General features: G+C 43.7%; 15 protein-coding genes. 5 read left to right on the top strand and 10 right to left on the bottom strand.

Translation table 11 applies throughout. From position 1 onward, the window contains the following. Window positions 1-41: 41 nt before the first annotated feature. Window positions 42-1,487, bottom strand: coding sequence for a TlpA family protein disulfide reductase (locus tag G6047_RS11225; protein WP_169527711.1), 1,446 nt, complete (start codon window positions 1,485-1,487; stop codon window positions 42-44). Window positions 1,488-1,760: 273 nt separating this feature from the next. Here G6047_RS11225 and G6047_RS11220 point away from each other — a divergent pair, with 273 nt between their 5' ends. Beyond that, the gene (locus tag G6047_RS11220) at window positions 1,761-2,237 is read left to right on the top strand and encodes a TlpA family protein disulfide reductase (protein WP_169527710.1); all 477 of its coding nucleotides are present in this window, start codon (window positions 1,761-1,763) and stop codon (window positions 2,235-2,237) included. Window positions 2,238-2,240: 3 nt separating this feature from the next. After that, complete coding sequence (locus G6047_RS11215; protein ID WP_169527709.1) at window positions 2,241-3,950, top strand: DUF6029 family protein; 1,710 nt, start codon at window positions 2,241-2,243, stop codon at window positions 3,948-3,950. A gap of 216 nt (window positions 3,951-4,166) precedes the next feature. Here G6047_RS11215 and G6047_RS11210 read toward each other — a convergent pair whose 3' ends face one another. Then, a complete protein-coding gene (locus G6047_RS11210) occupies window positions 4,167-5,165 on the bottom strand; it encodes a hypothetical protein (RefSeq protein WP_169527708.1) in 999 nt (332 codons plus the stop codon). 272 nt (window positions 5,166-5,437) lie between these two features. Continuing rightward, window positions 5,438-8,701, bottom strand: a complete 3,264-nt coding sequence (locus G6047_RS11205) for a T9SS type A sorting domain-containing protein (RefSeq protein WP_169527707.1) — start codon at window positions 8,699-8,701, stop codon at window positions 5,438-5,440. A gap of 265 nt (window positions 8,702-8,966) precedes the next feature. On the opposite strand from G6047_RS11205, the gene G6047_RS11200 reads away from it, so the two are divergent. Beyond that, complete coding sequence (locus tag G6047_RS11200; RefSeq protein ID WP_169527706.1) at window positions 8,967-9,683, top strand: porin family protein; 717 nt, start codon at window positions 8,967-8,969, stop codon at window positions 9,681-9,683. Here G6047_RS11200 and G6047_RS11195 read toward each other — a convergent pair. From G6047_RS11195 to G6047_RS11175, 5 genes are all read right to left on the bottom strand, one after another. Further along, window positions 9,680-10,285: a hypothetical protein gene (locus G6047_RS11195; RefSeq protein ID WP_169527705.1), complete on the bottom strand. Its 606-nt coding sequence runs from the start codon at window positions 10,283-10,285 to the stop codon at window positions 9,680-9,682. The two genes, G6047_RS11200 and G6047_RS11195, sit on opposite strands and share 4 nt — an antisense overlap. Window positions 10,286-10,291: 6 nt before the next feature. Then, complete coding sequence (gene rpoN, locus G6047_RS11190; RefSeq protein ID WP_169527704.1) at window positions 10,292-11,758, bottom strand: RNA polymerase factor sigma-54; 1,467 nt, start codon at window positions 11,756-11,758, stop codon at window positions 10,292-10,294. A gap of 106 nt (window positions 11,759-11,864) precedes the next feature. Next, the gene (locus G6047_RS11185; RefSeq protein ID WP_317168285.1) at window positions 11,865-12,188 is read right to left on the bottom strand and encodes a GxxExxY protein; all 324 of its coding nucleotides are present in this window, start codon (window positions 12,186-12,188) and stop codon (window positions 11,865-11,867) included. A 179-nt stretch (window positions 12,189-12,367) separates the two neighbouring features. Further along, the gene (gene asnS / locus G6047_RS11180) at window positions 12,368-13,813 is read right to left on the bottom strand and encodes an asparagine--tRNA ligase (protein WP_169527703.1); all 1,446 of its coding nucleotides are present in this window, start codon (window positions 13,811-13,813) and stop codon (window positions 12,368-12,370) included. Between the two features lie 517 nt (window positions 13,814-14,330). Then, window positions 14,331-14,747, bottom strand: coding sequence for an OsmC family protein (locus tag G6047_RS11175; RefSeq protein ID WP_169527702.1), 417 nt, complete (start codon window positions 14,745-14,747; stop codon window positions 14,331-14,333). A 101-nt stretch (window positions 14,748-14,848) separates the two neighbouring features. Between G6047_RS11175 and G6047_RS11170 the strand changes: the two genes are divergently transcribed. Then, window positions 14,849-15,814: a hydrogen peroxide-inducible genes activator gene (locus G6047_RS11170; protein WP_169527701.1), complete on the top strand. Its 966-nt coding sequence runs from the start codon at window positions 14,849-14,851 to the stop codon at window positions 15,812-15,814. 73 nt (window positions 15,815-15,887) lie between these two features. Then, on the top strand, window positions 15,888-16,499 hold the full coding sequence (locus G6047_RS11165; protein ID WP_169527700.1) for an outer membrane beta-barrel protein: 612 nt from the start codon (window positions 15,888-15,890) through the stop codon (window positions 16,497-16,499). Here the strand turns inward: G6047_RS11165 and G6047_RS11160 are convergent, their stop codons facing one another. Together G6047_RS11160 and G6047_RS11155 are read right to left on the bottom strand one after the other, a co-directional pair. After that, window positions 16,500-17,525 (bottom strand): cytochrome d ubiquinol oxidase subunit II, encoded by a 1,026-nt coding sequence (locus tag G6047_RS11160; RefSeq protein ID WP_169527699.1) that lies wholly within the window; start codon window positions 17,523-17,525, stop codon window positions 16,500-16,502. A gap of 255 nt (window positions 17,526-17,780) precedes the next feature. Beyond that, complete coding sequence (locus G6047_RS11155; RefSeq protein ID WP_169527698.1) at window positions 17,781-19,079, bottom strand: cytochrome ubiquinol oxidase subunit I; 1,299 nt, start codon at window positions 19,077-19,079, stop codon at window positions 17,781-17,783. Between the last annotated feature and the right edge of the window lie 35 nt (window positions 19,080-19,114).

Raw genomic sequence — 19,114 nt, 5'->3', positions numbered from 1 at the left:
GTCGTTAAAACCCCGATAGTCATAAGGTATTTGTAAGAGAATTACTTAATGATAAGTTTCTCTACGGTTTCTGTTGTAGCTGTTTTGACTTTAGCGATATACATTCCTGTTTGCAAAGCAGTCAGGTCAAGTACAGCTCCATCGTTGATGTTTGAACCTGAATAAACTGTTTTTCCAGTCAGGTCAGAAACAAGGATCGTTGCGCTTGAAGTCGTACGGATGTTGAACAAACCGTTAGACGGATTCGGATAGATGGCAAAAGCATTGCTGTCAAATTCACCAACACCTAACACAACCTGGGTTTTGAATGCGGCTAGTACCGGAAGCGTAGTAAAGGCATCGTTCGTGAATTTCTCGAAAATCAAAGCGTCACCGTTAAATATCTGGACACCGTGCTGTGTAGCGCCAATGCCCCATCCGTCACCATACGTATCCTGAAGCTCAAAACGATAGCAATCGTCTGCAGTTCCGGCCGGAACGCTGAACGTTTCTGTAATCATTGTGCTGTTTTCTCCTTCGTAAGGTCCGCCGTTTGCGATTACTGTACCTGCGCCATTTTTAACGCGCCACTTGATTTCTTCAGGATATTCATCCGTGAAGATATTCAGGGTCAATTCTGTAGAAGTCGCAACCTGGGCAAGGTTAACAGCGATATCGCCAATAGCCTGCTCCGGGTGTAGTGGTGAGCCACCGTTTACAGAGGTAACTTCGGCAACATAAGTAGCACCAGGTGTGAGCGTAGCAGATGTAAATGTAATGGTAGCGGTATTGAACTGTGTAGTGTTTCCGGTCCAGTTCTTTGTTTCGATCGGGTTTCCGTTTTCTTTAAGCACGATGGTAGCCGAAGTCATTGTATTCGTTCCAAGGTTGCGGACTTTGGTTACCAAAGCACCTGAATTCACGCATGAACGGAATTCCGTAGCATTGGAATGCGGAAAGTTCGAAAGGCCGACAAGTGGTGTAGTTACGCAATTGCTGTTGATTCCATTGCGGATGCTTGTTGCGGATGCAGATCCGATTTCGTTAACGATGCCGTCCGGGCAGATGCGGTAAACAGTAGGGAAATATGTGATTTCGTACAAATCGGCAATAAGTCCGCTGTCAATGATAGGATAAGGTGTGTTTTCTACCCAGTTACCCTGAGGGACACGCCCGTATTCGTCTGTCCCTGTTCCATAAAGCATTTCAACCGGAGTAACGGAATCGCCTTCTACAAAAAGAACAACAACTTCATCTGACCCTCCCTGACCGAATGTTTCATAAACATCGTCAAGTGATCCGGAATTGTGGTAAGCCCAGCAAGGACCGCACCATGCAGCAGAAATATCAAGGATTACGGTTTTGCCTTGAGCAAGATAATCGTTCAGGTGATGTGTGTTTCCGTTCAGATCCGTTACCGTAAAATCAGGAGCTGGCGAATTGGCTGGCAATTGTGCTTGTGACGTAAAGCCAATAGCCAATGCAGCAATGAGTAAAATTTTTTTCATCGTCGTAGTAAGTTGGTGGTTAAATAACTGATTCTGCGAAAATAATTAATTTTCACATTGGGGTTACAAAAAATAAAAAAAAAGTTTAAGAAATCGTTTTTCGTTGTGGATTATTCGGGATAATTGCCTTTAACATTATGGATTTTATTTTTTGTGCAGGAATTTTCAATCGAATGGACACACATCTTACACCTTAATCATAATGAGCGGTTTCCATTGGCAAAAAAACCTTAATATTGCCAGTCAAAATTACAAACCAACGACTACGCTATTATGAAAACTACCATTGTGGCCTTGTTATTTCTTACCCTCGGACTTCATGCCCAGACAGAAATGCCTAAGGTTTCCCTCAAATCACCAGACAATAAACAATTCGACGTCAAAGAAGATTTTGCCGATCAGGATAAAATTTATGTTTTTGCATTTTGGGCTACCTGGTGTGTGCCTTGCCTTAACGAACTCGACGCCATCAATGAAAAATACGAAGAATGGTCAAAGGAACTCAATATGCAGGTGGTGGCCGTTTCCATAGATGATTCACGTACGCAAAAACGCGTCAAGCCATTGCTCAACGGAAAAAACTGGCCCTATACCATTTTATTGGACGGAAACCAGGATCTGAAACGCGCACTCGGAATCGCAAACGTTCCCTATACCATTGTCGTCAAGAATAAAAAGGTCGTCTACATCCATAACGGTTATAACCAGGGTGGCGAAATTGAACTTTACGATAAGCTCAAAACGCTCTAGGAAATGAAGCATTTTATTCTTGCACTCGGCTGTCTTACGGCAGTCAGCGTCTTTGCACAGGAGACCACGACGGAAGAAAAAACCAAGAAAGACTACGGAAAAGTATTCGGTAGTTTCGAATCCAATGCCCAATGGTATCTCAACGATGAAGGGCGCGGGCTCATGCATCCGGAAGATCCTATTCGCTCCAACAACTACTTACTGGTCAATTATCAGTACAAAGGGTTTACGGCAGGGATTCAAATGGAAGGTTACGAAGGGAATGCGTTGCTGAATTACAATCCGGGATACAAAGGCATCAACTTAGGGACGGCCTTCGTCAATTATAAAAGTAAGTATATAGAAGTTACTGCCGGCCACTTCTACGAGCAATTCGGAAGCGGTATCATATTCCGTGCGTGGGAAGACCGTGCGCTTGGAATCAACACGGCTGTTTTAGGAGGGAAAGTAATCGTACGTCCTGTCGAAGATTTGCGCGTGACTTTTATTGGCGGAAAACAGCGCAGCGGTTTCAAGCTTTCGGATGGATTCCTTGCTGGTTCTGATTTAGATTGGAATTTGAGCAATCTGCTGAAGTTTGAAGAAAGCGACCTTTCATTCGGGGCGAGTTACATCCAACGCTATGAAAAGTTGGATATTCCGGTTTCAGATCCGGATTTCAATGAAACTACGCGTGCCTATTCAGGACGTGTGAATTTCAGCCACAGTTCTTTCTATGCATCGGCGGAATACGATTACAAATCAAAAGACGTGGTGCTTAACGCCCAGAACCAGATCAATCCTGATTTTGTAAAACCCGGCAATGCGGTGCTTGTCAATTTTGGTTATTCGAGAAAAGGGCTCGGTGTAGATGCTACGTTGCGTCGGGTGGAGAATATGCTTTTCCTTTCGGAACGCACCCCGACTCCGGTTGGCGACGGGGTTTCGACCAGCCTGAACTTCAACGATAAGTTCATCAGCTACATTCCGGCACTTACCAAGCAGCATCACTCGAACCTTGCGAACATTTATGTGTATCAGGCTCAGGCCAAGGTTGATTTTATCGACCCGACCATATTGAAAGCAGGAGAGACGGGCGGCCAGATCGACTTCTTTTACCAATTCGACAAAGGAACGGCGCTTGGCGGAAAATACGGCACAAAGGTTTCGGCCAACTTCGCACAGTGGTATAATCTTCCCGGAACCTATCGCCAGAATCCGGCCTATTATGACACGGAATTCTTTGGCGTAGGCGAAAAATATTTCTCGGACCTGAACTTTGAGATCGACAAGAAATTCTCAGATAAATGGCATACGGCTTTTTATTTCGTCAGACAGTTCTACAACAAGAAATGGCTTGAAGGCGGAGATGCCGTCCGGACACACATCGTAGATGCTGAAGTCACCTACAATTTTACCTCGTCACGGTCGCTCAGGATCGAGGCCGAACATATGTGGGCCGATGCGGATAAGAAGAACTGGGCCAGTGCCACGGCAGAATTCAGCCTCAACAACCATTTGTCGTTCTATGTATGGGATATGTACAACTACGGAAACGACGACGAGAACTTCCAGACACATTATTATAATGTCGGAGGCGCCTATCGTTTCAAATCGACGCGCATTGCCATGAACTATGGGCGTCAGCGCGGCGGATTGGTCTGTGTGGGCGGCGTTTGCCGTTTCGTGCCGGAAAGTACGGGTGTCAGCCTTTCTGTAAGTACGGCTTTTTAAAACCTGAAATCAATATCATAAGAAAAACCCACAGTTCGTTGCTGTGGGTTTTTTGTTTGGAAAATAAGCCGGATAGATATGAAAAAACCGCAAATGTTCCGCGGCTAATCGAGGTTACGGTAATCGGAAAAAGTTGCCTCGATGGAAGTTAATAAAAAAGTTGTTACAATGAATCGGGCGGGAGCAATGTTGTCTTAGCTGCTGTTAACAATATTTTTAATTTACCGATTTATAATCTATTGGAATACTAAACTCATTTTTTAAATATTTCAAGTACTTTTTAGTTTCGGTATCAATTTTATATTCACCAACCACGACAATTTTAGAAGCCATTTTATTACATTTAAAATAGGAATATTCTAATAGTTGTCCGATCGCCTGCCTTATGCATGCGCGAGCTGAATTTGCTGTCTTTATTTCGTAGAAGATATGATCATTATCATTTAGTTTCAATACAACATCTATTTTTTTACCTCCAATATAATTTTCTGCGGCAACTGCATCCTTTCCAAAAAGAGAAGATAATTCATCAATAAGTTTCTCCTGAATAAATGAGTGTCTAGCATCGACATTGATTTTTCGCTCTAAACTTGTATAGGTTGTAGATTGTGGAAGATTTCGCTTCGCATTATTAAAAACGAAATATTGTGTTGGCTTACTTATTGACGAAAGATTAATTATTTCCGGTGAATTACTCTCTACTTCCAGATAAATTTCCAATAAGTCATCAAAAGTTTTTAAAATATCGTCGTAATTAATTTGTTGGGTCGATAAAATCTTTCCAATAAAGATAAAATTTCCGGTTTTGACTATATCTTGTGGTATTGGTTTTACATCGAGAATAGAACTTCTTCCTTCGAATGACCAATTCCACATTTTGTATTTTTTGAAGCGTTTCGGATTGTCCGTAATTGCCGAATTAAGTTTTAATATTTTAGGAAATAAGATATCAAGGTTTGGCAAGGATTGGCTTGGCTCTAACGAAAATGCGAAACCAAATCGTAAGCCTTCATTTTCGAAACCAATATTAAATTGTAACTCAGACCGACCTCCAACGTGGAAGGCCCAATTTTCATTTATTGTTTGATGATTAAAAATATCGCTCGTTGGCTTTTTTGCCAGACCTTTAATTGTCTTTCGAAGTGTTTGGAGTTCTCCAATATTGTAATCTATACTTCTCTTATTTAATTCTTGTGCAATTGATTGAATGGTCATGCAAATAACGATTTTTATAAAATTACTGCTAACTATCCGCATAGCAATCCGAAAATGGTTAAAGTTATAGCTGATTGCTTCGTGAACTTCTATTCTCTTCCATAAGTAAAGCACAACCTGTAGTGTTGTTTACAAATGGCGTGTTTACAGATTTTTGTAAACAGAAATAAAGTAAACATGAAATGTTATCTGATTGGAACTATATCAGATCTACAATAAAAAACCCGCAGTTTATGGCTACGGGTCGTTTGTATTATTTTGAGGTTCAGGTTTTAGTCAGTAACTACTTTTTGAGTCACGCTGATTCCGTTTGCCAGATTGATTTTGGCAAGATAGAAACCGGTAGCATAACCAAAAGCGGAACTGAATTGGTTGCCGTGGTCTGAAACCGTATACGTAGTCACGTGTTTTCCGGACAGGTCAAAGATTTCAATGTTCTTGATTTCAGATGAAGCCTGGACCTGAAGTGTCTGGTGGCTGATGAAAGCGAATGTATTGTTCGATTCCTGATCGCCAACCGACAAGGCGTTGGTTGTATATTGTAAAGTAAATCTGTTTTCAAAATTACCTGACAAAGCTGTAAAAGTATATGGCGCTGCTCTCAAATCATGGATGATATCCAAATAATTATCTTTGAGATAGATGGCCTGGGTTTGATCTTCGAACAATCCCTGCACCTGATTTACGGCAATGTTGTAGATTCCTGTAGATGGCACGGCGAAACCTACCGGAACCGTATCTGAATCTTCAAACGGCAAGGCGCGCCCGTTGATGATTACCTTGTCTTCGTTGATAAGAGAGTAGATGCTGAAAGTCCCGGCTTCTGTAGAAGCGTCATAAACACGGTCTTTTTCCATAGTCGCGCCTTCTACATACCCTATGGCAGTGCTTACGCTGGAATTGGCAGCATTTACAAGGCTTAACCAGATGATGGATTTTGATGCTTCCGAATCGTCACCTGGGTTTTCAGGCAAAGATTCTGTAGCATCCTGGGCCTGAGCCGATGTGCGATAGAACTGGGAGTTGTTGTAGACCGGAAGCGTTTCCTTGTATCGGAACGTATTCTGGAAAGTCACGGTGCCTGAAGTGCTTTTTCCCTGGACAAAGAATCCCTGGCCGGAAGCGATGTTTCCGTTGAATCCTGGAGGAACAGATGTTGTCCCGTTATACGTCAGATATTGATCACCATAATTATAGGTGAAATTGTTGTAGAACGGACTGATTGCCGGATTGTTTGAAATAGGCGCCTGGTGTGTCCAGATACGGATGTTTCCTTCGATCGACGGATTGGAGTTGATGAAATCCAATGCTTTGATTGATGACGGATACGGGTTTCCTACCAGATTCCAGTAATTCGTATTCGCAGCGGCATTCGTGCTTCCTGTCAACGTATAATTGTAGACACCATTGTGAGGCGCTCCGACAAACGTAACGTCAAGGTTAGCGGCACTGTTCACGCGGGAAATATATCCTGTAGCTGCAGCCATTACGCCGGAAGCAGAAGCCCAGTTTCCATAGGTCATGTTCGGATTTACCAGGGTCGGATTCCAACGATAGGCAAGGGTTGAGTAGGGTACCAAAGATGAAATGTCGAATCCGTCTACAGGGGAAGACCAATAGACATAGTCCCACTGATGTAGATTGGTTACCTGGCGTTTTTTAGTGATTACGCCAATGTTTGCAGCGGTTTCGCTAACCTGGATAAGGCTTGCGTCATCTCTTAATGTATAAGTTCCGGCAGGTTGTGTTGGGACCATTGCATCCCCAATGTAATTCCCGCTGCCGTCATATTGTGGTTCCATATGGGCCGGGATGACCGGAGCGACTTCGAGCTGGTTTTGGATGATCATAGCATCTCCGGAGTCGATGATTACATTTACTCCATTCTGGACTTTACAGTCACAACCTTCTATTTTTGTTCCTGAAGCCAAATTCACTGCAGAATCGTAATTCGCATTGAAAATCAAACTACTGGTGCTGGTAGGTGTTGCGCTCCATGAAGTTCCGTTCCATACTGTCGGAGAACCGCCTGGCCTTAAAATCGCAGAAGAAGCGACTATGGCGCCGTACGCGTTCGATATTTCAACTTTATATGTTGCGTATTCTGAAGCTGTAATCGGATTACCTGATGTGCCGTTGATTATCAGCGTACTGGTATTGGCTCCCGAATATCTCGTGTCTGTTGCCAGGATATCGATATTATTTTTCTTCCATTGATATGTAAGTGTTCCGGGTCCGCCTCCGGCAATTCCGGCTCCTACCGAAAAAGAGACGTTACTTGGATAAGGCACTTTACACAGACGAACCGAATTGGGGGCCGAAGTAACTACCGGTGAGGCGATTTGGAACGAAGCTGTGTTATAAGCCAGGAACGCAACGTCTGCAGTACCTCCGGCCAACATATCGAAAGTCTTTATCTGGGAAATATTCGCTGCGGTTATGCCGAAATCTGAAAAGCGCAATCCGACAATCCGGATATCCCTGGTCGTATTCGACGAATTGACGGAGCTCGGCGTGGCGGTAGCGATATTGGTAGTGCCGAAATTGAAAAGGTCAAGTCGGTACGTTCCTACAGCGGCCATTGAAGTTTGCATATCGACACGCACAGGATTTCCTATGATATTTCCGTTGACATCTGTAAAATGATAATAATCGGTACTGCCCGGATCCGCAACCTGAGTGATCAATACATCAGGCACGTCGTCCGTGATGTATGCGTTTGAGGTTCCGGTCTGGGCATTGTCGCTAAAGAAGCTGATTTTTGCATTGGTGTTGAAGTTAGTGACTCCCGTGCCCAAATCGAGCCCGTTCAACCCGTCGATAAGGACATCATAAATCCCTATCCCAGCAATCTCCGGATGACTTGGAATAGCTGTTGAAGAATTTTCATCTATAAGGCTTCCGGTTGCAAGATAGGTGGCCCCACCAATGGTTCCGTCTACGCCTTGTGTAGAATAGGCGCGAAAAGATTGTGCATTGAATGACACGCCATTGGCTGTCAGTGTCGCATCATTAACCCCTGTGGAGTACACCACGCCTCCGTATTTGAATGCGAGTAGATTGTGGTGATTGTTTGGTTGGTTCGCAACCGTTGAAGTTGTGGCCGATGAGGTCCAGTATCCGTTCCAATCTGTATAAATCTGTTGTACACGGATTCCGTCTGCGGCTGTTTTCTGGATAGGTACTGCATAAGTAAATACAGCCGCGCTGTATGCTGAGGAAGCAACAGGAGCCTGTACCCGATTTATCCGGACAGAACCCGAGACAGTTCCGGTGATGGTAATTTTGACCTGTGTTGTAGTCCTGGAACCGGTCACTATACTAAAATTAGTGTTCCCATCACTAAAGCTTACCGTGTAAGATCCGGTTCCAAAATTGGTTCCATTGATGGTAACGACTGTATTTTTGGTGACTACAGTAGGAGTAACTGAAGTAATCGTCGGGGTTTGTGCACTGGTGACAGAACCCATTAAAAGTAGCAATACTATTATTGCACTGCTAAATCTTAGTTCGAGGGAAAGTAAGATTTGTTTCATAATCATTAATTTTTTTTCGATTTGGGGAAATCATTGTTGTTTGATAGTGCGAAAAAACAACAAGTATGTGTGTCGCCAAATTATAATCGTTGAAGTTCAAAATATTCCGTCAAAAACCATAAATACCCCTATTTATAGGGAGTTAAAAAACTTGTAGCTAAACAGTTATGTGGGGTTATCGCAACAAAAAATGGTAATTATGTAAACAGGAATTTAACAGTTTTTCAACCATATTTGTTTTGTATTTTTGCGCTAAACTGAATTTATGCACCTTTTCGCCAGAATCATTCTGTTGTTTATATCGGCTTCTGTATTCTCACAGATCGATTCCACGAAAATTGCATCGGAAAAGTTTGTTCCGGACTTCACGGCCGTCGATTCACTTTATCGGGAAGACCAATTTTACTTCAGTTTTACCTACAACATCCTCACGAGCATTCCCAAAAAGCTCAATCAGAATAAGTTTTCGTTAGGGCTTTCCGGCGGATTTTTAAGGGACTTTCCGTTGAACAAGCAACGCAATTTTGCCCTCGCAATAGGTCTTGGCTATACCTTGCAGAACTACAATTACAATTTGAAGGTTTCTGAATCCAATTCGGTTATAACCTATTCCTATGTAGATGAAGACAGTTTTTACGACAAGAATAAATTGTCTGTAAACTATGTCGACATACCGCTCGAGATAAGGTGGCGGACTTCTGTACCTGAAAGCCATAAGTTCTGGCGGGTCTACACCGGTTTCAAATTCAGTTATCTGTTTTACAGCAGATCGAAATTTACGGGCGACGGCGGAAAGAATCTGGTAGTCAACAATCCAGATCTGTCAAAATTAAGAATGAGCGCTTATGTTTCGGCGGGTTACAACACCTGGAACTTTTACGCTTGTTACGGATTCACGCCAATCTTTGACAACGGTTCGATAGAAGGGCAAAAAATCAAAATGGGAAATCTGAGCCTCGGCCTGATGTTCTACATTCTTTAAATCCACATTGGTAAAAGCAATACCTGCGGAACCAACCCGATTAGAAAACCCGCAATCAATTCCTTAAAGTCATGAGCTTCAAGGATCAGCCTTGATGTGGCCGTCAACCCGTTGATGATACTGAGGCCGGCAATCAGGAAAGCCATATTCGATTCATTGTGCAAGGCTAATCCGAAGCCAAAAACCAGCAAGCCAGAAATTCCTAACATATGCAGGCTGATGCGGAAATTGAAAAGCGAGCAGCACAAAGCAAGACAGGTACTGATCATTCCCGCCATAAAAAAGTAGTGCAATTCCGGGATTGCCGTAATGGTGAAACTTCGCTCGATCAAGATGTAGAACATCAGTATCTGGAAAGTCAACGGCAGCCGGCGTTGCGAAACTTCGGGCAACATGAGTGAATCTGCCTTTCCCAAAAGCCGGAGCAGGAAGAAAAATATCAACGGAATCGCTAATGTGACTATCGCTGTCTGGGCCAGGATCAATAATTTCTGATCTGTCCCGAATCTGTTCACGTCGATATATAAAAACAGCAGTACGCCATAAACCGGTGCAAAGACCGGATGAAATACGTAAGAAAAAAAAGAGAAAATCTTTCCCAAAAGGGGCTATATTTTACGTCTCATGCGAGCCACGGGAATGTCAAGCTGCTCCCGGTATTTCGCAATCGTACGCCGGGCGATAGGATAACCGCGTTGTTTTAAAATGTCGGCCAGTTGATCGTCCGGAAGCGGTTTGCTTTTGTCTTCCTCTGAAATCACATCCTGCAGGATTTTCTTGATTTCGATGGTCGAAACCTCTTCGCCCTGGTCGTTCATCATCGCCTCAGAAAAGAATTCCTTGATCAGTTTGGTTCCGTAAGGCGTATCGACATATTTGGAATTCGCCACACGAGAGATTGTCGAAATATCGAGCCCGACCACATCGGCTATGTCTTTGAGGATCATAGGGCGCAGATTGGTTTCTTCACCGGATAAGAAATACTCGCGTTGGTATTCCATAATGGCATTCATGGTAACCATCAACGTTTGCTGACGCTGGAGAATGGCATCGATGAACCATTTGGCCGAATCGAGTTTCTGTTTGATGAACTGGACTGCGTCTTTCTGCTGCTGGGATTTTTCACGCGACATTTTATAGGTCTGCAGCATTTCCTGATAATCGCGGGAAACGTGGAGCCTGGGTGCATTGCGTCCGTTGAGCGACAATTCGAGATCGCCATCTACAACCCGAATGGTGAAATCCGGTACTACGTGTTCGATCAATCGTGTCCCGACAGCGAATGACCCGCCCGGTTTTGGGTTGAGTTTTTCAATCTCATTGATGGCACTTTTAAGCTGATCCTGTGAAATGCCGTATTTCGCCCTGAGTTTATCATAATGCTTTTTGGTGAAGGCGTCGAATTGATGTTCGATGATATCTGTGGCAAGGCCTATGGATTCGGTAGGCGATTTGGATTTGAGCTGTAAAAGCAGGCATTCCTGTAAGTCGCGTGCGCCGATTCCCGCCGGTTCGAGATCCTGGACAATCTGCAGTATCCGTTCAACGGTTTTCTCATCAGTGTAAATACCTTGAGTGAATGCCATATCGTCGACGATATCCGGAATGCTTCGGCGGATGTAACCCTGATCGTCGATATTTCCAACTAGGAATTCGGCTATTTCGCGGTCTTCGTCAGATAGGATGAACGTATGCAATTGGTTGAGTAAATCCTGATGGAAACTCACGGATGCAGCTAAAGGCGATTCGCGCTGTTCTTCGTCACTGTAATTATTGGCTGATAGTTTGTAGTCCGGCGTTTCGTCGTCAGATAAATATTCGTCGATGTTTATTTCGTCGGCTTCGATCGATTCGTTGTCATCGTCTTCGAAGCTTTCATCAGAATCAGCTTCGTATTCATCGTCTTTTTCGTATTCTTCTTCCTCCTTGCCGGATTCCAAAGCAGGATTCTCGTTCATCTCTTCCTTAAGCCGCTGCTCGAAAGCCTGGGTCGGCAGCTGGATCAGTTTCATAAGCTGAATCTGCTGTGGCGATAGCTTTTGCTGGAGTTTGAGGTTTAGGGATTGTTTTAGCATATTTATGTTCGCTTCGCTCGCTGTTTAACACGAAGGCACGAAGTCACAAAGACACGAAGGCGCTTCGATTTATTTTAGTAATTAATTTGAAGGCATAAAGAACTTACTAATTGACGATTCTTTGAATGCCGTTTTTAATTAACGGAACATTAAAATTAATTAAAAATCCCAAATTTTTGCCTGACAGTTTTAGTTGGCTAATCATTTGAGCGCGACAAACAGGATGTAAAATCTCAACCGATTTGATTTCAACGATTATCTCATCTTCAACCAACAAATCCAGTCGTAAATATTCCTTAAAAACCATGTTGTCGTAAACTATCGGAAGCTTTACCTGCTGCTGAACATTTAAACCTACTTTTCTTATTTCATGGGTCAGGCAAACCTCATAAACTTTTTCAAGTAAACCAGGTCCCAGACTACGATGCACATTAAATGAAATGCTGCGTTCACAATTGCTTTAGCAATCGCTTCGTGTCTAAAATCACTCATCTATATGGCGTATATAAATTACTGAGCTAAGATACGAAACCAAACTTTGGGTCTTCGAGTCTTCGTGCCTTTGTGTTAAATCTGAGTGAAGCGAAGAAATATTCGCATCACCCCAAATTAAAACTCCGCATTCTGAGGCGTCCTTGGAAAAGGAATCACGTCACGTATATTCGTCATGCCCGTCACAAACAAAACGAGTCTTTCGAATCCAAGTCCAAAACCTGAATGTGTTGCCGTCCCGAATCGTCTTGTGTCCAGATACCACCACAATTCCTCTTCGTCGATTCCAATCTTTTTCATCTTTTCAACGAGTACATCATAGCGTTCCTCACGTTGAGATCCGCCTACTATTTCACCAATACCGGGAAACAGAATGTCCATCGCACGGACTGTTTCGCGACCGGGTTCCGTGTTGTCGTTCAGACGCATATAAAAGGCTTTGATATTCGCCGGATAATCGTAGAGGATCACCGGGCATTTAAAGTGCTTTTCGACAAGGAAACGCTCGTGTTCGCTTTGCAGGTCGGCGCCCCATTCGGTGATTAAATATTGGAATTTTTTCTTTTTGTTCGGAGTCGAATCTTTAAGGATATCGATTGCTTCGGTATAAGAAACCCGTTTGAAATTGTTGTCCAATACAAACGTCAGTTTCTCCAAAAGCGACATTTCACTGCGTTGATCCTGTGGTTTCGATTTTTCCTCTTCAAGCAATCGGCCTTCGAGGAATTTCAAATCGTCCACGCAATGATCCAACGCATATTTTACTACATACTGGATGAAATCTTCAGCCAGGTCCATGTTGTCATCCAGATCGTTGAACGCCACTTCCGGCTCTATCATCCAGAATTCCGCAAGGTGGCGTGACGTGTTTGAATTTTCCGCACGGAACGTAGGCCCGAACGTGTAAATCTGTCCCAAGGCCATCGCGAAAGTCTCGCCTTCCAATTGTCCGGAAACTGTTAAGTTCGTATGTTTTCCGAAGAAATCCTGTTTGTAATCGATCTGTCCTTCTTCATTTCTCGGCAAGGAATCCAGCGGCATTGAAGTCACCTGGAACATTTCGCCCGCACCTTCGGCATCGGCACCAGTTATAATTGGCGTGTTCACATATACAAAACCTTTATCCTGGAAATATTTATGCACCGCAAAGGCCAGCACCGAACGCACCCGCATAATCGCCCCGAACGCATTCGTCCGAACGCGCAAATGTGCATTTTCACGAAGGAATTCCAGGGAGTGTTTTTTGGGCTGCATCGGGAACTTCTCCGCATCTGAATCGCCTAAAATCTCAAGTTTGGTTACTTGGATTTCATATTTCTGGCCTTTTCCCTGGCTTTCGACCAAGTCGCCGGTAACTGCAATGGCAGCTCCGGTTGTGACCCGCTTCAGAATATCCGCAGACGTATTTTCAAAATCGACCACACACTGGATGTTATTGATCGTCGACCCGTCGTTAAGCGCAATGAACTGATTGTTGCGGAACGTCCGCACCCAGCCTTTGGCAGTTACATTACTCAACGTGCTCGTACAGCACAACAGGTCTTTGATCTTGGTATGTTTCATCTTGCGAAAATTTACTGGGCGCAAATATAGGATTGAAAGTGGAAAGTGGAAAGAAAGATTTGGATTTGTAGGGAATTGCTCTGAAAGGAAAGCGTCTTGCCAATTGCTGAAATTTTTGAAACATCGAGGGTTTTAAAACCTGCAGGGTTTCTTAAACCCGGGAGGTTTCTGAAACCTTCCAGGTCTTTAAGACGTGGAAGGTCTATGGTAAGGAATTCCGAATTGATTCAGCTACAGAAAAAATGTAAAAATTCTTAAAGTTTTTTATTTTTCAGTAGCTAAATTGCTTCGCACAGTTCGCAGGAGCTCGGGTCCCGCTGTCCGCTTTTAGTTGCCTCGTCCAAAGCCGGTTTTCCAAACATTGGCAGGAGCTTCTGTTAGTCGCTCTGCCAATGCAGGAAAACCAGCCTTTGTCCAGCGGCAAGCTAACCGCTCGCATCGGGGCTAGTCGCGTCCAAAATAACCGACATAAAAAAACAGGCCGCAAAGCCTGTCTTGAAAATAAGTTATAACCGGATCAGTTCAGAACTGCATCCAACGTAATTTCTGCATTCAACACTTTTGAAACCGGACAAACGGCCTTTGCAGTCGCTGCGATTTCCTGGAATTTGTCATTATCGATCCCCGGAATCTGAGCCGAAAGCTGCAAGTGAATTTTCGTAATCGTTCCGTCTTCAAAAGTCAAAAGCGCTTCCGTATCGAGGTTATCTGCCGTAAAACCTGCTTCGTTTAAAAGAAAACCCAATTGCATGGTGTAACAACCAGAATGGGCTGCCGCGATCAATTCTTCAGGATTCGTCCCTACGCCATCGGCAAAACGGGTTTTGAAAGATAATTGTGCATTATCCAACGTAGTACTTTGGGTAGAGATGGTTCCTTTGCCTTCAAGACCGGTTCCTTTCCAGTTTGCGTTTGCTTTTCTTGTGAATTTCATGATATGATTTTTTAGATTGTTTCTATGGGTCAAAGATACTTCGATGTCAGATTATAAATCAAATAGATAATTTTTTATATTTATAATCTGAAGTTATAATTATGACCTTGCAACAACTCAAATACATCATCGCCCTTGACAATCACCGGCATTTTGCGCGGGCCGCAGAAGCATCGCTGATTTCCCAGCCCGGACTTACCACCCAACTCAAAAACCTTGAGGAAGAAATCGGAATCAAAATATTCGACCGCAGCAAAGTACCCATGGTTCCAACCAAAGAAGGGTCGGAAATCATCGTCAGGGCCAGGAAAGTGTTGCGTGAATCAGAAAGCATACGCGAGTTTGTCATCGATCGGAAAAATTCCCTCGAAGGTGAAATCCGGATTGGTGTCATTAGTACCTTGTCACCTTATCTGGTTCCGTCGTTTATCATGGCCATGCAGCGAATCGCGCCCAAGGTCAAAATGATCATCACGGAACGGCCTACCGGATTGTTGATCCGCGATCTAGAATCGGGACAAATCGATGTGGCTTTGATGGCAACTCCAACAGGTCAATCCGGTCTGTCCGAGCATTCGGTTTTCGACGAGCCTTTCGTAGCCTATCTTCCGAATGATCAATATCCGGAAGAAAAAGTCTATACGCTCAAAGCCGAAGACAAAAACCGGTTGCTGTTTTTACAATACGAATTCTGCTACAATGCGCAATTGCTCGACATATGCAATCTAAAGGATGAAGCTGTTCCGGATGAAAAATTCTCGTATGAGATCAGTTCCATAGAAACGCTCAAAAATCTGGTCAGGGCCGGTTTAGGTTTTGCCATAATTCCGCAATTATCGGTGCAGCATGAGACCGACGGATTCGTGCGTCCGCTTCAAAAACCAACGCCAGTGCGCCAAATCAGTTTAGTTACGACCGATACTTTTTCGCGTCAGTTGCTTGTTGAAAAAATGCAACAGGCCATTTTGGATTGTCTGCCGGAGGAATTGAAATTGATATCGGCAGATCGAAAAATCAGGTGGAACGATTCGCCTTATTTTGCAAAGAAAATGGAGCAGTTTCAATAAGTTTTAAAATGTATGGGCGAATTTCTATATTCGTTCATCCGAGGCAATTATATATCGGGCACAACCAAACAAAATGAACAGACTTTTATTTTTTGCATTGGTATGTTGCTGTTTGTCGGCAAATGCCCAGAAACTCTCTTATGGTATTGTCATTGGAGGGAATTTATACAATGATCAGAGCTCAAACAGCGGCCCGAACGAGGTTTTCTTTGACTCCGGAAATGATAAATTTATCACTCCGGTTTTCGGCCTTTATGGTGAATACCAACTCGTAAAACATATGGGAGTCAAAATCGAAGGGATCATTCACGGCCAGGAATTCATCAAGGGGTTTTCAAATAGGGATCTCGATGAGAAATATAAATTTACTTTCGTCGATATCAATCCCTCTTTCAAATACGATTTTGGGGAATATCGCAGCGGATTTTATCTTCAACTCGGACCAAAAGTCGCATTTATGACCAAAGCCGAACTAGAAGGGAATGACGTCAAAAACCAATTTAAAGCCGTTCATCTCGGAGGTGTTTTTGGGTTCGGATGGCGGGTACTTAAATATGTTGACATTCAGGCGAAGGCCGATGCTGGGTTAAGTCCGTTTTATAAAGATGACCACAGTTCATGTAAGATATTCAATTTGTATCTTACGCTAAACGTTGATGTTGCCAGGATTTTTGCTTCGAAATAATCAATGGTCCTGTTCCAACGCTTTGATCATCCGGAATGATTTAAGTAAATGGAACAATCCCGGTAAAATCAGCAATCCGCCAATGATCAAAGAAATACCGAGCACATTGATGACGCTTTCCGGGGCGATGTTTTGCATAAAATCCAATCGGCCGGAAGCGGTCTGAATCACCATTGGAAAATGAACGATCGCCGCCGCAAAAAGAATCAACGCGATTTGGAATCCGGCGAGGAATCTGCACCAAACCACATTTCCGTTTCTGATGGTTTTCCACAGTGGGATCAGCAGCAAAGCCGATATGCCAACGGCGGCTATCGCATACACATCCGAAATAAAATCAAGGACAAAATCACGTTTCTGGACAAACCCGATAATCAATACTATCGTTCCCAAAACTACCACCGAAATAATCGCGACCGTGGCTTTTTTGATGTACATTTTCTTCTCGTCCGCATTGGCTTCGCCGATTAAAAACACGGCAGCGAGAAAAGAACACAAGGCGGCAAAGAAACATCCGATTGCAATCGGAAACGCCTGAAACCACGGATGCACATAAGCATCGTAAAAACCAAGATCCGGATTCCGTTCAAGCAGCTTGATATCGCCCGTAACCAAAGCGCCGAATGACATTCCAAGAAAAATGGGCGTGATCAGGCATGCAATCCTAAAAAGACTATCGTATAATTTCTGGGATTGGCCTTTTATGGCATCATAGTGCCGGAATATAAAAGCGGCACCTCGAAGTGTGATTCCCAACAATGCCAGTGTAAGCGGAATGTGCAGGTAAACTACGATTACATTGTACGTTTCAGGGAACGCGATCCATAAAATCACGATTAAGATGATAATCCAAATGTGGTTGGCTTCCCACACCGGCCCCATGACATTGTAAACCGTTTTCTTGATTGGTTTTTGGTTGTCGACAGATGAAAACAATTCGACTATTCCGGCTCCAAAATCGGCCCCGCCCAATAACACATACAGGAAAAAGGAAACTACGAGGAATAGTAAAACGACGTACAGCATGGCAATGTCAGTTAAGGGCTATAAAAAGCTAAAAGTATCGAGGGTCATTTTCTTTTCAATATTATATCGTAATCGGAGAGAATTGTGCCTTCTGCCAAAGTCTAAAATTTAACATTTAATACATAAAAACTGTATCCGGATATTTTCAGGATTTTGTAGGGAACACCATTGGCCCCTCCCCAGTGCCAATTTACGCATCCGCAAACTAAGCCAGATACATAAAAACTGCCGAAAAAGTTAAAATTCAAAACTAACTTAACCAGTCGCGTTCAGCACTTTAATCTGCCGTCGCATGAGCCAAATAACCGTTGCCGTCAAAATCGAATACAGGAACACGTAAAACCAGAAACTGTAGATCATTCCGGGCATTGGTGTGACCGCATCTTTTGTTCTCATAACATTATGGATGATCCACGGCTGACGACCTACTTCGGTGACGACCCAACCGGCTTCGAGTGCTATATAACCTACAGGTGTCAGGATAGCGAATACCAGCCAGAACCATTTCCTGTCCCACCAGTTGCGTTTCCTGACGCTGATGAAATACGCAAGTGCCGAAAACGCCATGATTCCACCCATCGTCACCATAATCTGAAAGGCGTAATGTGGAATCGCAACGGGCGGACGTTCGTCTTTAGGGAAATCCGACAAGCCTTTGACTTCGGCATCAAAATCCCCGAATGCCAAAAACGACAACGCTTTGGGGATTTCTATTTTATGGGTGACCGATTCGCTCTTTTCGTTTACGATTCCACCAATGAACAACGGAACACCTTTCTCTGTATGATAATGCGCTTCCATGGCGGCGAGCTTTACGGGCTGCCTTTTCGCGACGTCTTTAGCAGACAAATCTCCGCTCAACGGTTGAAGCAAAGCCGCTATTCCACCAAAAATAATCGCGATATGAAATGCCTTTTCGTGAACGAGCCGGTTGTTTCCTTTGTAAACCTGATACGCATGGATTCCCGCGACCGCAAAACCGGTAGATGCAAAAGCCGCCAAAACCATATGCAACGCTTGTGTAAACCAGGCCGGATTCAAAAGTGCTTTTACCGGATCGATGTTCGTGAATTGTCCGTTGATATAGTCGAATCCGGAAGGTGCATTCATCCAACTATTTGCAGAAACCACCAAAATTCCTGAAGCCACTCCTGAAACTCCAATGATGACTCCTGTCCACCAATGGAATTTAGGATTGAGGTTTTTCCATCCGTACAAATAAAACCCTATGGCAACCGCTTCAATAAAAAATGCCGCTCCTTCCAAAGAGAACGGCATGCCTATAATGGGACCGGCGTGTTTCATGAAAGTCGGCCACAATAACCCAAGTTCAAAAGATAAGGCAGTTCCTGAAACCGCTCCGGTCACAAAGAAAATCGCGACGCCTTTTTGCCAGGCTTTGGTCAGGGTGAGATATACTTCTTTTTTGGTTTTGAGCCATTTGTAATGCGAGATCACCATAAAGAAAGGCATGACCATCCCAATGCAGGCAAAAACAATATGGAACATCAGTGTAAAAGCCATCTGAAGCCGCGCGGCGTCTAGATTGTCCATGGCGTGAAGATTTGCCTAAAGGTAGTGATAAGTTG

It is taken from the genome of Flavobacterium silvaticum (assembly GCF_012911565.1).
Lineage (GTDB): Bacteria > Bacteroidota > Bacteroidia > Flavobacteriales > Flavobacteriaceae > Flavobacterium > Flavobacterium silvaticum.
The sequence above is the reverse complement of the archived record's forward strand: the minus strand, read 5'-3'. Positions and strand labels throughout refer to the sequence as shown.